Origin of the sequence: Streptomyces sp. NPDC057249 (genome assembly GCF_042669245.1) — a bacterium.
Taxonomy (GTDB): Bacteria; Actinomycetota; Actinomycetes; order Streptomycetales; family Streptomycetaceae; genus Streptomyces.
The window spans coordinates 220,457-237,024 of sequence record NZ_JBHUXS010000010.1; the positions used below are offsets into that span (position 1 = coordinate 220,457).

Sequence of the window (16,568 nt, forward strand, 5' to 3'; positions counted from 1 at the left end):
ACCCTCTCTCCGACGCACGCGGAGTGTCAAGTGGGTGGGACGGGTGTCTCACCATGTGAGCGGGTGAGGGACGGGATCACGCCGCCCGTGAGGACCGGCTGCGCGGGCACCCCGGCGGGCACCGGGAAGGTCCCGCGCACGAGGGCGCGGCGCAGCCGGTACTCGTCCAGCGGACCCGAGAAGGCCGCGCCCTGGCCGTGCGTACAGCCCATGGCGCGCAGGGCGAGGACCTGCTCCGGGACGTCCACGCCGTCGGCCACGGACTGCATGCCGAGGTCGCAGGCGATCCGGAGCAGCCCGCTGGTGATCTTGTGCAGCCGGGCCGACTCCACGACGCCCTCCACCAGGCCCCGGTCCAGCTTGAGCACGTCGATGGGGAGGCGGCGCAGGGCGTTGATCGCGGCGTAGCCGCTGCCGAAGCCGTCGAGCGCGATCCGGACGCCCAGCCGGCGCAGGGCGGCCAGACGCTGTTCCAGGTCGTCGAAGGAGACCCGGGGATCGCTGTCCGCGACCTCGATCATGAGCGCCCCGGAGGGCAGCCCGTACCGCGTGAGCAGCGCCTCGACGGAGCCGGCCGGGAAGCCCCGGTCGAGCAGCCTGCGGGCCGGGAGGCGGACGGACACCGCGGCCTGGTGGCCCGCCCTGGCCCGGTCGGCGGCCTGCTCGACGGCCTCTTCGAGGAGCCAGCGGCCCAGCTCGGCGGTGCGGTCGCCGTCCTCGGAGATCCGCAGGAACTCGGCGGGCGTGAACAGGATGCCCTGGGCGGAGCGCCAGCGGGCCTGGGCGGCGACGGCGGCCACCCGGCCGGTGGCCAGGTGCACCACGGGCTGGTGGAGGAGCGCGAACTCTCCGTCGCGCAGGGCGCCGCGCAGCCGGGTCGCCAGCTCGGAGCGGCGGACCACGTCGGCCTGCATCTGCGGGGCGTACAGCTCGACGCGGTTCTTGCCGCCGGCCTTGGCGCGGTACATGGCGAGGTCCGCGTTGCGCATGAGGTCGTTGGGGGTGATGCCGGGCTCGGCGAAGGCGACGCCGATGGAGGCGGTGACGCGGACCTCGCCGTCGCCGACGCGGTAGGGCTCGGAGAGCGTGAGGCGGAGCCGGTCGGCGATCTCGTGGACCTGGCACTCGCGGGCGTCCTGCTCGCGGCCGGCGTCCCCGACGATGAGGGCGGCGAACTCGTCGCCCCCGAGGCGGGCGGCGGTGTCCCCGGAGCGGACGGACTCGTGGAGGCGGCGGGCGGCCTGGACGAGCAGTTCGTCGCCCGCCTGGTGGCCGAGCCGGTCGTTGGCCGCCTTGAAGCCGTCCAGGTCGATGAAGAGGACGGCGGTGCCCGCGTCCCCGGCGCGGCGGCCGGAGAGCGCCTGGCGGACCCGGGCGGTGAACAGGGCCCGGTTGGGCAGGTCGGTGAGCGGGTCGTGCTCGGCGTTGTGCTGCAACTGGGCCTGGAGGCGGACGCGTTCGGTGACGTCCCGGCTGTTGAGGAGCAGGCCGCCCTGGTGGCGGTTGACGGTGGACTCGACGTTGAGCCAGTCGCCGGAGCCGGACCGGAAGCGGCACTCGATGCGCGTGGCAGGCTCCTCGCCGGGCGGGGCGGCGAGGAAGCGGCGGACCTCGTGGACGACGCGGCCGAGGTCGTCGGGGTGGATGATCGAGGACAGCTCGGTGCCGACCAGCTCGTCCGCGTCCCGCCCGTAGACACCGGCGGCTGCGGGGCTGACGTAGCGCAGGACTCCGCTGGGGGCGGCGATCATGATGACGTCGCTGGAGCCCTGCACCAGGGAGCGGAAGTGGTTCTCCTTCTGGGCCAGTTCCTGGGTGAGGGCGATGTTGTCGAGGAGCATGATGCCCTGGCGGACGACGAGGGCGAGGACCACCGTGCACCCGGTGAGGACGACGACGCGGTCCACCCGGCGGCCCTCGATCACGTTGTACAGGATGCCCAGGGTGCAGACGGCCGCGGCGAGATACGGGGTCAGCGCGGCCAGTGAGCCGGCGATGGGACGGCTGGTGGTGCGCGGCTCGGCCGGGTCCTCGCGCTCGCCCCCGCTCTCCCCCCGGGCGGTGTCGTCCGCGTCGCGCGCGGCGCCCCAGGGGGCGTACGCGAGGAGCAGCGAGCCGGCGAACCAGCCGGCGTCGAGCAACTGGCCCGAGTGGTACGTCTGGCGGAGCAGCGGCGAGGTGAACAGGGCGTCGCAGAGCACGGTCAGGGCGAGCGCGGCGATGGCGGTGTTCACCGCGGCGCGGTTGACGCTGGAGCGCCGGAAGTGCAGGGCGAGGACCATCGAGACGAGCACGATGTCGAGCAGCGGGTACGCCAGCGAGAGCGCGGCGCGGGCCACGCTGTCGCCCTCGATGTCCGCGACGTGCGCGGTGTGGGCGAGGGCGAGGCTCCAGGACAGGGTGAGCAGCGAGCCGCCGATCAGCCAGGAGTCGAGGGCCAGGCAGACCCAGCCGGCGCGGGTGACGGGCCGCTTGGCGAGGACGAGGAGTCCGACGATCGCGGGCGGCGCGAAGCAGAGGAAGAAGACGTCGGCGAGGGAGGGGCTCGGGACGCGGACCGCGCGCACGCACTCGTACCAGCCCCAGACGGCGTTGCCGCCCGAGGCCATCAGGGAGGAGAGCGCGAACAGCAGCCAGGCCGGGCGGAACCTCGGGTCGGCGACGCGGGCGAAGAGGAAGCAGGAGACGGCGGCGGCGAGGGCGGCGGCGCTCAGGCCGAAGTCCCCCATGAACAGGGCGACCTCGGCCGAGCCCCAGCCGGTGGCCGCGCCCACCGCGTATCCGCCGCAGACGAGACCGAGGACGAGCTGCGGGAGCAGCGCGGAGGTGCGGCCCGGCCCGGACTGCCGGGCGAGGAGCGCTCCGCGGGTGCTCGCCGGGGCGCTCACCGCGGGCCCCCCGAGGTCCCCGGCCGGCTGCGGCGCCGGCTCACCGGGCCCTCCGCGCGCCGTCGCCGGCCGCGTCGTGTCGGATCGTTCGCCCATCGGCCGTCCATCGCCCGTCGCCCCCTCGCGTGTGGCTGGCTCCCCGGCGCCGTCCCTGCCACGGCGCGACACCCCTTTCGGGACGATACACCAGACTCGTCACTCAGGGACATAGTTCCTCTACTCTCCGTGACGACCTGCGGTGTTGCGGCCACGGAGGGGAGCCGGACGTGCTCGTTGCGTGGTCAGCCGGTGGTGCGTACGACGTTGTCCAGCGGCTGCCCCGCGGCGAAGCGGGTGAGCTGTCCGGCGATCAGCCGCTTGGCGCGCGGCAGGAACGCGGAGGTGCTGCCGCCCACGTGCGGGGTGATGAGGACGTTCGGAGCATGCCAGAGGGGATGGCCGGAAGGCAGCGGTTCCGGGTCGGTGACGTCGAGGGCGGCGCGCAGCCGGCCGGACTCGAGTTCGGACAGCAGGGCCTTGGTGTCGACCACTCCGCCCCGGGCGACGTTGACCAGGAGCGCACCGTCGCGCATCGCGGCGAGGAACTCGGCGCCCACCAGCCCCTGCGTGGAGGGGTTGAGCGGGGTGGACAGGACGACCACGTCGGCCTCGGGCAGCAGGGCCGGCAGGTCGTCGAGCGTGTGTACGGGGCCGCGTGCGGTTGTCCGTGCGGAGCGCGCGACGCGTGCGACCCGCGCGCACTCGAACGGCACGAGCCGGTCCTCGATCGCCGAGCCGATCGATCCGTACCCCACGATCAGCACGGACTTGTCGGCCAGCGCCGGGTAGAACCCGGACCGCCACTCCTCGGCGTCCTGGCCGTGCACGAAGCCGGGGAGTCCGCGCAGCGAGGCCAGGATCAGAGCGAGGGTCAGCTCGGCGGTGGACGCCTCGTGGACGCCCTTGGCGTTGCAGACCCGTACACCGGCGTGGAGTCCGGCGAGGCCCGGCTCGACGTGGTCGGTGCCCGCCGAGAGCGTCTGCACGACCCGGACGCGGCTCATCGCACCGAGCGGCCGGACCGCGACCTCCATGCCCTTCATGTACGGGACGACGTAGTAGGCGCAGTCGGCGGGGTCGGCCGGGTAGTCCTCCCCGCCGTCCCAGAAGCGGTACGTCAGACCCTCGGGAAGCCCTTCGATCTCGTCGGCCGGGAGGGGCAGCCAGACCTCGGGGGCGGGGGCGGAGTGCGTGGTGGAAGTCATGGTCAGGAGGCTATGCGAAGCCCTCCGGGACGCAGAGGTTAGGTTGTTGTGGGTGCGAGGGAGGGTTCGGGGAGTTGGAGCGCAGGAGTCTCGGTGCGGCGGCGCTCGCCGTGGGTGCGGTCGGTCTCGGCTGCATGCCGATGAGCTGGGCGTACAGCGCCTCGCAGCAGCGGGGCGACCGTGCGCTGCGGGCGGTGCACGCGGCGCTGGACGCGGGGGTCGATCTGCTCGACACCGCCGACATGTACGGCCCGTTCACCAATGAGCTGTTGGTGGGGCGGGCGCTGAAGGGCCGTCGGGCCGAGGCGTTCGTCTCCACCAAGTGCGGGCTCCTGGTGGGTGATCAGCACATCGTGGCCAACGGCAGGCCGGGTTACGTGCGCCGGGCCTGCGACGCCTCGCTGCGGCGGCTCCAGACCGATGTGATCGACCTCTACCAGCTGCACCGCGCCGACCCGGAGGTGCCCGTCGAGGAGACGTGGGGCGCGATGGCCGAGCTGGTGGGCGCGGGCAAGGTGCGGGCGCTGGGCCTGTGCGCGGTCGGTGCGCGGGCGTCCCGGCGGCCGGGCTCCCGGATGCACGACGGAACGATCCGGCAACTGGAGCGGGTGCAGCAGGTGTTCCCGGTCAGCGCGGTGCAGGCGGAGCTCTCGGTGTGGTCGCCGCAGGCACTGGAGTCGCTGCTGCCGTGGTGCGCGGCCCGGGGCGTGGGCTTCCTGGCCGCGATGCCGCTGGGCAACGGCTACCTCACGGGGACGCTCACGCCGGGGCAGGGGTTCGAGCCGGAGGACCTGCGGGCCCGGCATCCCCGGTTCACGGCCGAGATGATGGCGGCGAACCAGCCGCTGGTGGTGGGGCTGCGCCGGGTCGCCGAGCGGCACGGGGCGACGCCCGCGCAGGCGGCCCTGGCCTGGGTGCTGCACCAGGGGCCCCAGGTGGTGCCGGTGCCCGGCACCAAGCGGGCGGACTGGGCGGTGGAGAACGCGGGCGCGGCCGGGCTGACGCTGACGGAACGCGACCTGGCGGAGATCGACGGGCTGCCGGCGCCGCGCGAGTCCTGGGACTGATCGTCCGGCGCGCCCCGGTCGCCGGTCCGGAAAGCACCCCGGTCCGGGCGGGCTCGGTGTAAGAACACAGGGGACAGGCGGCCGTTGAAGGGACAGGTGCGGTGTTGGGATCAGTGCAGGGGGCCGAGGGGCGTCGGACGGGCCGCGGCGGGGGCCGCCCCGGGGCACGGCGGGGCGCGGTGGCCGTGCTGGCGGCCGGCGCCCTGCTGATGGCCGCCGGGTGCAGCTCCCAGGAGGGCATGGAGAGTTCGGCGGGCCGGGGCGCGAGCTCCCCGGCCTCCTCCCCCTCCGCATCGGCCGCCGCGTCCCCGTCCCCGTCGCCGTCCGTCTCGCGCCCCCCGGCCGGCCGGCCCCCGGCCAAGGGCTCGGCGAAGGTGGTGTCGACGCTCACCGAAGGGCTGGACTCCCCGTGGGGGCTGGCCGCGCTCCCCGGCGGCGACCTCCTGGTGGGTTCCCGGGACAAGGGCACCATCACCCGGATCGACGCGGAGACCGGCAAGAAGAAGCTCCTGGGCACGGTGCCCGGGGTCGCCCCGGCCGGCGAGGGCGGGCTGCTCGGCCTCGCCGTGTCGCCCGACTTCGGCACGGACCACCAGGTGTACGCGTACTTCACCACCGCGTCGGACAACCGCATCGCCCGCATGATCTACGACGAGAACGGCTCGCCCGGCCGGCTGCTCGGCGCCCCGGACACCATCCTGCGCGGCATCCCCAAGGGCCAGATCCACAACGGCGGCCGGATCGCCTTCGGGCCCGACCGGGCGCTGTACGCGGGCACGGGCGAGACGGGCGACGACGGCCGCGCCCAGGACAAGGAGTCCCTGGCGGGCAAGATCCTGCGGATGACGCCCGACGGGGAGCCGCTGCACGGCAACCCGGAGGGCGACTCCGTGGTGTATTCGTACGGGCACCGCAATGTGCAGGGTCTCGCCTGGGACGCGGAGAAGCGGCTGTGGGCCTCCGAGTTCGGCCAGGACACCTGGGACGAGCTGAATCTGATCGAGCCGGGCGGCAACTACGGCTGGCCGGACGTCGAGGGCACCGCGCACGAGGAGGGCTTCCGCGACCCGGTCGCCCAGTGGAAGACCTCCGAGGCGTCGCCGAGCGGCATCGCGTACGTCAAGGGCTCCATCTGGATGGCCGGGCTGCGGGGCGAACGGCTGTGGCGCATCCCGCTCTCCCGCGAGGGCGGGGCCGCGAAGGAGCCCCTGGCCGACCCCCAGGCGTTCCTGGAGGGCGAGTACGGCCGGCTGCGCACGGTGCTCGCGGCGGGCGGCGACAAGCTGTGGCTGGTCACGAGCGAGACGGACAGCCGGGGCACGCCGAAGCCGGGGGACGACAGGATTCTGCTGGTCCAGGTGCGGTGAGCCGCCGTCTCAGCGCTGTTCCGGCACCGGGTAGAGCCTCAGCCGGTGGGCCAGGGCGGCGGCCTCGCCCCGGCCGGTCACGCCCAGCTTGGCCAGGATGTTGGAGACGTGGACGCTCGCGGTCTTCGGCGAGATGTACAGCTCCTCGGCGATCCGGCGGTTGGTGAGGCCCGCCGCGACCAGCCGGTGCACGTCCTGCTCGCGCGGGGTCAGCCCGAAGGACTCCACGGCGGCCGCGGCGGCCCGCAGCTGCTCCTCGGAGGGGTCCCGGGCGGTCCCGGGCTCGTCCGGGACGACGACCGCGGCCGGTAGCTCCTCGGCCCGGTCCTCGCCGCCCGCGCCGGCCAGGGCGATGCGGGCGCGGCCGGCCAGCAGCTCGATGGTCTCGGTGAGCGGGCGGGCCCCGAGCCGGACGGCGGTGCTGTGGGCGTCGCGCAGCAGGCCGGTGGCGGTGGCCCGGTCACCGGAGGCGACGAGCAGGGCCTCCGCCCAGCGGTGGTGGATCTGCGCCAGCTCGTACGGGCGGTGCAGCGGGGTGAACGCCCGGGCGGCGCCCTCCCAGTGGTCCGGGGTGTCGACGCCCTCGGCCCTCGCCAGTTCCGCCTCGATCAGGAGGGCGTAGGCGGACCAGACCGGCACCAGGACCGGCAGCCGCTTGAGGTGGCCCCGGACCAGGTCGAGGACGGCGGGGCGGCCCGGTTCGGTGGCGGGCAGGCCCCGGGCGTCGGCCTCGGCCGCCGCGACGGCGTGCAGCATCGGGAAGGCGTAGCGCTGGGTGCCGGTGGGGAAGCCCTCGGCGGCCTGCGCCTCGAAGGCGGCGCGCGCCTCGGGCAGCCGGCCCTGCAGCACGGCGATCTGGATGGCGTGGCGCACGGGGTTGATGAAGTGCTGTGGCTGGGGGTCGCTGGAGCCGAAGCAGCGCCGGGTCAGCGCGAGTTGCCGTTCGGCTTCGGCGAGGTCGCCCCGGGCGATGGCCAGCTCGGTACGGCGGGAGGCGACCAGGCCCTGGGACTTGCGGGACAGCGACTTGCGGGCGGCGGCCTCCGTGGTGGCCACGGCCTCGTCCCAGCGGCCCAGCGAGAACAGGGACATCCCCTGGTTGGTGCGGACCCACGCCTCCATGTCCGCGACACCGTGCTCGTGGCAGATGCGGATGCCGTGGTCGGCGGCGGCCACCGCTTCGAGGGAGCGGCCCATGGCCTCCAGGGTGGACGGCAGGTTGATGCTGGCTCGGCCCATGATGTCGATGAGGCCCAGCTCGTCGGCCCGGTCGCGCACGGCGTACATCTCGGCGATGCCCGCGTCGACGGCGCCCGCGTCCGCGTTCAGCCAGCCCCGGGTGAGCCGGGCGTGCAGTTCGATGTACTCGTCGCCGACGAGCTGGGCGTACTCCACGGCCCGTTCGGCGGCGGTCAGGGTCTCGGCGCCGGGGCGGTGCAGGGCGCCCCAGCCGGCCACCATCATCAGGACGTCCGCGTGCACCGCGGACGGCGGCAGGCCCCGGACCAGCCGTTCGGCGGTGGCCAGTTCCTCCCAGCCGTCGCCGCGCGTGAGGTCCTGGACCAGGCGGGAGCGCTGGACCCAGAACCAGGCGGCGCGCAGCGCGTCGTCCTCGCCCTCCAGGATGCGCAGGGCCTTCTTGCAGATGGCGAAGGCCCGTTCGCGCTCGCCGCCGAGGCGGGCCGCGACGGTGGCCTCGGCCATCAGGTCGAGGTAGGTCAGCGGGGTCGAGGCGTCCCGCCCGCAGGTCGGGTAGACCTCGGCGTAGTCGATGGGGCGCAGGGTGCGGCGGACGTCCTCGGGGGCGTCGTCCCAGAGTTCGAGGGCGCGTTCCAGGAGGCGCAGTTGCTCGGCGTAGGCGTTGCGGTGGCGGGCCCGGACCGATGCCTTCAGCACGGCGGGCAGCGCCTTGGCGGGATCGTGCGCCCCGTACCAGTAACTGGCCAGGCGGGTCGCGCGTTCGCCGTCGCAGACGAGGGCGGGATCGGCTTCCAGCGCCTCCGCGTACCGGCGGTTGAGGCGGGAGCGCTCGCCGGGGAGCAGGTCGTCGCTGACGGCCTCGCGCACCAGGGAGTGGCGGAAGCGGTAGCCGTCGCCCTCCGGGGTGGTCAGGAGCAGGTTGGCGCCGACGGCGGTGCGCAGCGCCGCGATGAGGTCGTCCTCGCCGAGCCCGGCGACGGCGGCGAGCAGTTCGTACTCGACGGCGGAGCCGCCCTCGGCGACGATCCGGGCGACCTTCTGGGCGTCGGCGGACAGCGTCTCGACGCGGACGAGGAGGAGGTCGCGCAGCGATTCGGGCAGGCCGTCGCCGTCCCCGTCGCCGCACTCCAGGATGCAGGCCAGCTCCTCCACGAAGAAGGCGTTGCCGTCGGAGCGCTCGAATATCTCGTCCACCAGGGCGGGATCGGGGGTGTCCGCGAGGATGCCGGCGAGCTGGCGGCGGACCTCGGAGCGGGTGAACCGGGAGAGCTCGATGCGGCGGACGGTGCGGAGCCGGTCGATCTCCGCGAGGAGCGGGCGCAGGGGGTGGCGGCGGTGGATGTCGTCGGCGCGGTAGGTGCCGACGACGACGAGCCGGCCGCTGCGCAGGGTGCGGAAGAGGTAGGCGAGGAGGTGGCGGGTCGAGGAGTCCGCCCAGTGCAGGTCCTCCAGGACGAGGACGACGGCACGGTCGGCGGAGAGGCGTTCCAGGAGCCGGACGGTCAGCTCGAAGAGGCGGGCGGTGCCGAGCTCGTCGTTGCCGTCGCGGCCGGTCTCGCCGAGTTCGGGGAGCAGCCGGGCCAGTTCGCCCTCCTGGCCGGCGCAGGCGGCGGCCATCTCGTCGGGCAGGGCGCGGCGCAGGGCGCGCAGGGCGGTGGAGAAGGGGGCGTAGGGCAGGCCGTCGGCGCCGATCTCGACGCAGCCGCCCACGGCGACGACCGCGTCGCGGCGGGCGGCGACGGCGAGGAATTCCTCGACGAGGCGGGTCTTGCCGACGCCGGCCTCGCCGCCGATGAGCAGGGCCTGCGGCGCACCGCAGAACCCTCCGGCGGCGCCGGAGGGTTCCTTGGTGGCGCGGGTGAGGGCGCCGGTGAGCGAGTTGAGTTCGCCGGTGCGGCCGACGAAGACGGGGCTGACTGACCTGGTCTCCACGGGGCCGAGCATCGCACACGGGGCCGACAGTGCGGACGGAATAAGCCGGGGGCTGAAGGGCCCCCGGCCCCGGTCCACCGCCGCCGCCCTACGCGGCCGGCGTGAACCGGTCCCGTACGCCGCCGGTACTCACCGTCCTTCCGGATTCCTTGCGGAGGGTCCGGCGGGAGCGGCGGGCGCGGGTCGCCTCTCCGGCGAGGCGCCGGAGGTCGGCGCGGCGGAGGAGTTCGGCGTGCATGACCTTGTGGAGTTCGTACTCGAACATGGGATGTCCCCCTGGGTGAGGGCCCTCTCGGGCCTCGGTGGCGGCAGTTCCGCTGCCGTGCCACCACTCTCGTCCCCCAGGGGGGTGCGCCGCATCGGGCGTGTTCCGCATCTGTGGCGCATGGACGCCTTAGGCCCGGGGGCTCACCACCGCTCAGGGCCGGTGAGACCGCTCCGGCATGCCTTAGTACGGGGTGCCCGGGCCCCGGAACCGTCCTATCCGCCCGTGGCGGGCACGGCGACGATGAGGTCGAAGTACATGGCTACGGAGATCAGCACGCCGAGGGCGCCGAGGGCGAGGCCGCCCCGGGCGACCGCGCGGACCCAGCCGGCCTGCGGCTGCCGGGCCGGGGCGCCGAAGGCGGGCCGGACCAGGACGTAGCCGCCGACCAGCAGGGCGAGGAGCCCGAAGAGGCCGTTGACCAGGGCGGTGGCGTGCCAGGCGTCGCCTATCTCGTTGATCTGCTGGGCCGCCGAGCCGCCGGACGAGGTCTTGATCTGGCCGATCAGGGTCTCGCGTTCGGCGGCGACCCGGCCGCTCCAGGCGCCGGTGAGTCCGACGACGCCGAGTCCGGCGGAGACGACGGCCGCGGAGGCGGCGGCGAGCCGGCCCGAGGTCTCCTCGTCGGTGTCGTCGGTCTCCTCGTCGGTCTCCTCCGGGGTCGTCCCGTCGGTCTCCTCGTCGGTCGTCCCGTCGGTCTTCTCGACGGTCGTCCCGTCGTGCGTCTCTTCGGGCGTCCCGTCGGGCGTCCCGTCGGTCTTCTTCGCGCCGTCGGCGACGGCTTCGGGCGTGGTGGGGTTCATGCGGCGCACGCTAGGTGCCGCAGATGAGAGGCCCCTTAACGCATCCGGTCGCCCCGGCGGGCGGTCAGTGGACGCGCTCGGCCGGCTCGTCCTCGTACGTCCGCACGCCGGGCGCCGGCACCCGGACCACCGGGCGGTCCGGCGGTTCGATGCTCAGGCGGGGCAGGCGGCGCTCCAGCCAGCCGGGGAGCCACCAGTTGGCGCCGCCCAGCAGGTGCATGAGGGCCGGGACGAGCAGGGTGCGCAGGACGAAGGCGTCCAGGGCGACGGCGGCCGCGAGGGCGATGCCGAACATCGCGATGACGCGGTCGCCGCTGAGGACGAAGGCGAGGAACACCGAGATCATGATCACAGCGGCCGAGTTGATGACCCGGCTGGTCTCGGCGAGGCCCACCCGGACCGCCCGCCGGTTGTCGCGGGTCTCCAGCCACTCCTCGTACATCCGGCCGACCAGGAAGACCTGGTAGTCCATGGAGAGGCCGAAGAGCACCGAGACCATGATCACCGGCAGGAAGGGTTCGATGGGGCCCGCGCTGCCCAGGCCCAGCAGTTCGCTGCCCCAGCCCCACTGGAAGATCGCGACGACGACGCCGAACGAGGAGGCGACCGCGGCGACGTTCATCGCCGCCGCCTTCAGCGGGATGCCGACGGACCGGAAGGCCAGCAGCAGGAGCAGGCAGCCGAGCCCTATGACGACCCCGATGAACAGCGGCAGCTTGCCGATGATGATCTGCGCGAAGTCGTCGTAGCTGGCCGTGACCCCGCCCACATGGGTCTCCAGCGAGGTGTTGTCGGCCGCCTTCGGCAGCACGTCCGTACGCAGCCGCTCCACGAGGTCGCTGGTCGCGCGGGACTGCGGGGCGGAGTCGGGGACGACGGTGACGTACGCGGTGTCGCCCCCGGCGTTGTACGTCACCGGGTAGGCCCAGGCCACCCCGTCGACCGTACGCAGGGTGGCGGGCAGGGCGTCCATCGCGAGCCGGTCGTCGGCGCCGTCCAGCTGCGCGGCGACGGTCAGCGGTCCGTTGACGCCGGGGCCGAAGCCGTCGGCGAGCAGGTCGTACGCCTGCCGGGTGGTGGAGGACTCCGCGTTGTTGCCCTGGTCGGAGCTGCCCAGGTGGAGCGAGAAGGTGGGCAGCGCGAGGACCAGCATCACCACGGCCGCCACCGCGCCCAGGAGCTTGGGGTGGCGCTCCACGAAGGCGGACCAGCGGGCGGCGAAACCGGTCGGCGGCTCGGGCTGCGGTCCGTACGCGGCCAGCCGGGCCCGTTCGCGCCGGCTGAGCGCCCGCAGTCCGATGAGCGAGAGGAGGGCCGGCAGCAGGGTCACCGAGGCGGCGACGGTCAGGATCACGGTGAGCGAGGCGGCGATGGCCACGCCGTTGAGGAAGCTCAGCCGGAGGATCAGCATGCCGAGGAGCGCGATGCAGACGGTGGCCCCGGCGAAGACGACGGCCCGCCCGGTCGTCGCCACCGCGTGCTGCGCGGCCTCCGGCACGGTCATGCCGCGCCGCAGCCCTCTGCGGTGCCGGGTGACGATGAACAGGGCGTAGTCGATACCCACGCCGAGCCCTATCAGCATGCCGAGCATGGGTGCGAAGTCGGCGACGGTCATCAGGTGCCCGAGGAGCACGATGCCCGCGTACGCCGTGCCGACCGAGACGAGCGCCGTGGCGATGGGCAGCAGACTCGCGGCGAGCGACCCGAAGGCGAGGAAGAGCACGACGGCCGCGACGGCCACCCCGATGACCTCGCTGAGATGCGCGGCGGGTGCCTCGGTGAGCCCGACGGCCTGGCCGCCCAGCTCGACGCGCAGATGCGGGCTCTCGGCCGCCTTCGCGGTGTCCACGACCGCCCGCGCCTGCGCCACGGGCACGTCGTCGGCGCGCTTGTCGAAGGTGACGGTGGCGTACGCGGTGTGCCCGTCGGCGCTGATCCGCGCGGCCCCGGTCTCGGTGTACGGGCTGTCGACCGCCCCGACCCCGGGCAGCCGCTCCACGGCGTGCAGGGTGCGGGTCATCTTCTGCTCGACGTCGGTGGCCCGGACCGTGGAGTCCTCGGTGTGCCAGACGATGGTGTCGGTGTCCCCGCCGAGATCGGTGAACCCGCTCTTCAACAGCTCCGCGGCCCGCCCGGACTCGGTGCCGGGCGCCTCGTAGTCGTTGGAGTAGGCGGACCCCGCGAACCCCGCGGCGGCGGCCGTGCCCCCGAGGGCGAGCAGCCAGATCAGAACGGCGATGAGGCGGTGCGAGACGCACCAGCGGGCGATGGCAGCCAAGGGGACGCGCTCCCTGCGGGTTCGTGGTCTTCCCGGGGCCGGCGGAAGCCGCCCGCGGGAGAACGCATGACCTGAGAACGGCCACTCTCGCAGCCATTCGAGATCATTTGCCCCATTCGTGGGGAGGGTCACAGCGGGCACATCCGCTTATGGGCGACATGGGGTGCGCGCGCGTTCGGGACCCGCGCAGCCGAGAGGGGCGGCGCGCCCGGTTCTCACCGGACCCACCGCCCCTCTCGGCGTACGCGGACGGCGTCAGCCCTCGACGCCCAGCTTCTCCAGGATCAGCTCGCGGACCCGGGCCGCGTCCGCCTGGCCGCGGGTCGCCTTCATGACCGCGCCGACCAGGGCGCCGGCCGCCGCGACCTTGCCGCCGCGGATCTTGTCCGCGATGGCGGCGTTGCCCGCGATGGCCTCGTCCACGGCGGTGGACAGCGCGCCCTCGTCGGAGACGACCTTCAGGCCGCGCTTCTCGACGACGGTGTCCGGGTCGCCCTCGCCGGCGAGCACGCCCTCCAGGACCTGGCGGGCCAGCTTGTCGTTGAGGTCGCCCGCGGCGACGAGCTCGGCGACCCGGGCGACCTGCGCCGGGGTGACGGGCAGCTCGTCCAGGCCGCGGCCGGTCTCGTTGGCGTTGCGGGCCAGCTCGCCCATCCACCACTTCCGGGCCTGGTCCGAGGGGGCGCCCGCCTCGGTCGTGGCGACGATCAGGTCGACCGCGCCCGCGTTGAGGATGGACTGCATGTCGTGCTCGGAGACGCCCCACTCCTCCTTGAGCCGGGCGCGGCGGACCCGCGGCAGCTCGGGGAGGCCCTTGCGCAGTTCCTCGACCCACTCGCGGGCCGGGGCGACCGGTACGAGGTCGGGCTCGGGGAAGTAGCGGTAGTCCTCGGCGTTGTCCTTGATGCGGCCGGCCGTGGTGGAGCCGTCCTCCTCGTGGAAGTGCCGGGTCTCCTGCACGATCGTGCCGCCGGAGTTCAGCACCGCGGCGTGGCGCTGGATTTCGAAGCGGGCGGCGCGCTCGACGGAACGCAGCGAGTTCACGTTCTTCGTCTCGGAGCGCGTACCGAAGGTCTCGGTGCCGTTCGGGCGCAGCGACAGGTTGACGTCGCAGCGCATCTGGCCCATCTCCATGCGGGCCTCGGAGACGCCGAGCGCCTTGATGAGCTCGCGCAGCTCGGCGACGTACGCCCGGGCGACCTCGGGGGCGCGTGCGCCGGCTCCCTCGATCGGCTTGGTGACGATCTCGATGAGCGGGATGCCCGCGCGGTTGTAGTCGAGCAGGGAGTGGGACGCGCCGTGGATACGGCCGGTGGCGCCGCCGACGTGCGTCGACTTGCCGGTGTCCTCCTCCATGTGGGCGCGCTCGATCTGCACCCGGAAGACCTCGCCGTCCTCCAGCTGGACGTCCAGATAGCCGTTGAAGGCGATCGGCTCGTCGTACTGGGAGGTCTGGAAGTTCTTCGGCATGTCCGGATAGAAGTAGTTCTTCCGGGCGAAGCGGCACCACTCGGCGATCTCGCAGTTCAGCGCGAGGCCGATCTTGATCGCGGACTCCACGCCGATCTCGTTGACGACCGGCAGCGCGCCGGGCAGCCCGAGGCAGACGGGGCAGGTCTGCGTGTTGGCGTCCTGCCCCAGCTCCGTGGAGCAGCCGCAGAACATCTTCGTCTTGGTGCCGAGCTCCACATGGACCTCAAGGCCCATGACGGGGTCGTACGTCGCGAGGGCGTCCTCGTACGACTCCAGGTCGATGACAGTCACGGAAAACTTTCCCTCTCAGCCCAGCAGTACGTCGTCGTCGCCGAGACGCTTCAGTTCGCGATAGAGGATCGCGAGACCGGTGGCGATGGCGGCGGCGGACACGGCGGCGTCGATGAGGCGCAGCGTGTCGTTGTCCGAGCGGGCCAGCTTCGCCTGCTTGGCGACGCTGAGCGCTCCGAAGGCGGTGGTCGCCATCGACACGTACAGCCCGGTCTTCGACTTCTTGAAGTTCTTGGCCTTCTTGGTCATGGCGCTCATAGCGACGGAGCCTCCTCGATCAGCGGGTGTCCCCACTTTTCCACGAAAGCGGCCTCGACGGCGGCTCCGACCTTGTACAGCCGGTCGTCCTTCATCGCGGGGGCGATGATCTGGAGCCCGACGGGCAGGCCGTCCTCGGGGGCCAGGCCGCAGGGCAGCGACATGGCCGCGTTGCCGGCGAGGTTGGTCGGGATGGTGCACAGGTCGGCCAGGTACATCGCCATCGGGTCGTCGGCGCGCTCGCCGATCGGGAAGGCGGTGGTGGGCGTGGTCGGCGAGACGATCACGTCGACCTGCTCGAACGCCTGCTCGAACTCGCGCGTGATCAGCGTGCGGACCTTCTGCGCGGAGCCGTAGTACGCGTCGTAGTAGCCGGAGCTGAGCGCGTACGTGCCGAGGATGACGCGGCGCTTGACCTCGTCGCCGAAGCCGGCCTCGCGGGTGAGCGCGGTGACGTCCTCGGCGGACTTCGTGCCGTCGTCCCCGACGCGCAGGCCGTAGCGCATGGCGTCGAACCGGGCGAGGTTCGAGGAGCACTCGGACGGCGCGATCAGGTAGTACGCCGAGAGCGCCAGGTCGAACGTCGGGCAGTCCAGCTCCACGACCGTGGCGCCGAGCGACTTCAGCAGCTCGACCGACTCGTTGAAGCGCTGGACGACCCCGGCCTGGTAGCCCTCGCCGGAGAACTGCTTGACGACACCGACGCGCATGCCCTGGACGGAGCCGCCCCGCGCCGCCTCCACGACCGGCGGGACCGGCGCGTCGATCGACGTCGAGTCCATCGGGTCGTGCCCGGCGATCGCCTCGTGCAGCAGCGCCGCGTCCAGGACCGTGCGGGCGCACGGGCCGCCCTGGTCGAGGGAGGAGGAGAAGGCGACCATGCCGTAGCGGGAGACCCCGCCGTAGGTGGGCTTGACGCCGACCGTGCCGGTGACGGCGGCGGGCTGGCGGATGGAGCCGCCGGTGTCCGTGCCGATCGCGAGCGGGGCCTCGAAGGCGGCGAGGGCGGCGGAGGAGCCGCCGCCGGAGCCGCCGGGGATGCGGGTGAGGTCCCAGGGGTTGCCGGTGGGGCCGTAGGCGCTGTTCTCGGTGGAGGACCCCATGGCGAACTCGTCCATGTTGGTCTTGCCGAGGATGACGACGTCGGCCGCCTTCAGCTTCTGCGTGAGGGTCGCGTCGTACGGCGGGACCCAGCCCTCGAGGATCTTCGAGCCGACGGTGGTCGGCATGTCCTTCGTGGTGAAGATGTCCTTGAGCGCGAGCGGGACGCCGGCCAGCGGGCCCAGCTTCTCGCCGGCCGCCTTCTTGGCGTCCACGGCGCGGGCCTGGGCGAGCGCGCCCTCGCGGTCGACGTGCAGGAAGGCGTGCACCTTCTCGTCCACGGCGTCGATCCGCGCGAGGTGGGCCTCGGTGACCTGGACGGCGGTGAGCTCGCCGGAGGCGATCTTCGCGGCGATCTCGGCCGCGGTGAGCTTGATGATGCTGCTGATGTCCGTCATGGC

General features: G+C 73.4%; 11 protein-coding genes. 2 read left to right on the forward strand and 9 right to left on the reverse strand.

All coding sequences use genetic code 11. The features are described from left to right. Nucleotides 1–26: 26 nt before the first annotated feature. Nucleotides 27–2,888, reverse strand: coding sequence for a putative bifunctional diguanylate cyclase/phosphodiesterase (locus tag ACFUJY_RS20665; protein ID WP_383301503.1), 2,862 nt, complete (start codon nt 2,886–2,888; stop codon nt 27–29). Nucleotides 2,889–3,169: 281 nt separating this feature from the next. Further along, nucleotides 3,170–4,132, reverse strand: coding sequence for a 2-hydroxyacid dehydrogenase (locus ACFUJY_RS20670; protein ID WP_383301506.1), 963 nt, complete (start codon nt 4,130–4,132; stop codon nt 3,170–3,172). Nucleotides 4,133–4,242: 110 nt separating this feature from the next. Between ACFUJY_RS20670 and ACFUJY_RS20675 the strand changes: the two genes are divergently transcribed. Continuing rightward, nucleotides 4,243–5,199 (forward strand): aldo/keto reductase, encoded by a 957-nt coding sequence (locus ACFUJY_RS20675; RefSeq protein WP_383301684.1) that lies wholly within the window; start codon nt 4,243–4,245, stop codon nt 5,197–5,199. Nucleotides 5,200–5,378: 179 nt separating this feature from the next. Then, on the forward strand, nt 5,379–6,566 hold the full coding sequence (locus tag ACFUJY_RS20680) for a PQQ-dependent sugar dehydrogenase (protein ID WP_383301509.1): 1,188 nt from the start codon (nt 5,379–5,381) through the stop codon (nt 6,564–6,566). 9 nt (nt 6,567–6,575) lie between these two features. On the opposite strand, the gene ACFUJY_RS20685 is transcribed toward ACFUJY_RS20680, so the two are convergent. The 7 genes from ACFUJY_RS20685 to gatA form a co-directional block, all read right to left on the reverse strand. Then, nucleotides 6,576–9,710, reverse strand: a complete 3,135-nt coding sequence (locus tag ACFUJY_RS20685) for an AAA family ATPase (RefSeq protein ID WP_383301512.1) — start codon at nt 9,708–9,710, stop codon at nt 6,576–6,578. 76 nt (nt 9,711–9,786) lie between these two features. Then, on the reverse strand, nt 9,787–9,963 hold the full coding sequence (locus ACFUJY_RS20690; RefSeq protein ID WP_383301515.1) for a hypothetical protein: 177 nt from the start codon (nt 9,961–9,963) through the stop codon (nt 9,787–9,789). Between the two features lie 215 nt (nt 9,964–10,178). Further along, complete coding sequence (locus tag ACFUJY_RS20695; protein WP_383301516.1) at nt 10,179–10,775, reverse strand: hypothetical protein; 597 nt, start codon at nt 10,773–10,775, stop codon at nt 10,179–10,181. A gap of 55 nt (nt 10,776–10,830) precedes the next feature. After that, nucleotides 10,831–13,044 carry an MMPL family transporter gene (locus ACFUJY_RS20700; protein WP_383301519.1) on the reverse strand — a complete coding sequence of 738 codons (2,214 nt, stop codon included), beginning with the start codon at nt 13,042–13,044 and terminating at the stop codon, nt 10,831–10,833. A 255-nt stretch (nt 13,045–13,299) separates the two neighbouring features. Then, nucleotides 13,300–14,808 (reverse strand): Asp-tRNA(Asn)/Glu-tRNA(Gln) amidotransferase subunit GatB, encoded by a 1,509-nt coding sequence (gatB, locus tag ACFUJY_RS20705; protein WP_383301522.1) that lies wholly within the window; start codon nt 14,806–14,808, stop codon nt 13,300–13,302. A 15-nt stretch (nt 14,809–14,823) separates the two neighbouring features. Further along, complete coding sequence (locus ACFUJY_RS20710) at nt 14,824–15,066, reverse strand: hypothetical protein (RefSeq protein ID WP_073963825.1); 243 nt, start codon at nt 15,064–15,066, stop codon at nt 14,824–14,826. After that, nucleotides 15,063–16,565, reverse strand: a complete 1,503-nt coding sequence (gene gatA / locus ACFUJY_RS20715) for an Asp-tRNA(Asn)/Glu-tRNA(Gln) amidotransferase subunit GatA (RefSeq protein WP_383301525.1) — start codon at nt 16,563–16,565, stop codon at nt 15,063–15,065. The genes ACFUJY_RS20710 and gatA overlap by 4 nt, the downstream gene beginning before the upstream one ends. Nucleotides 16,566–16,568 lie beyond the last annotated feature (3 nt).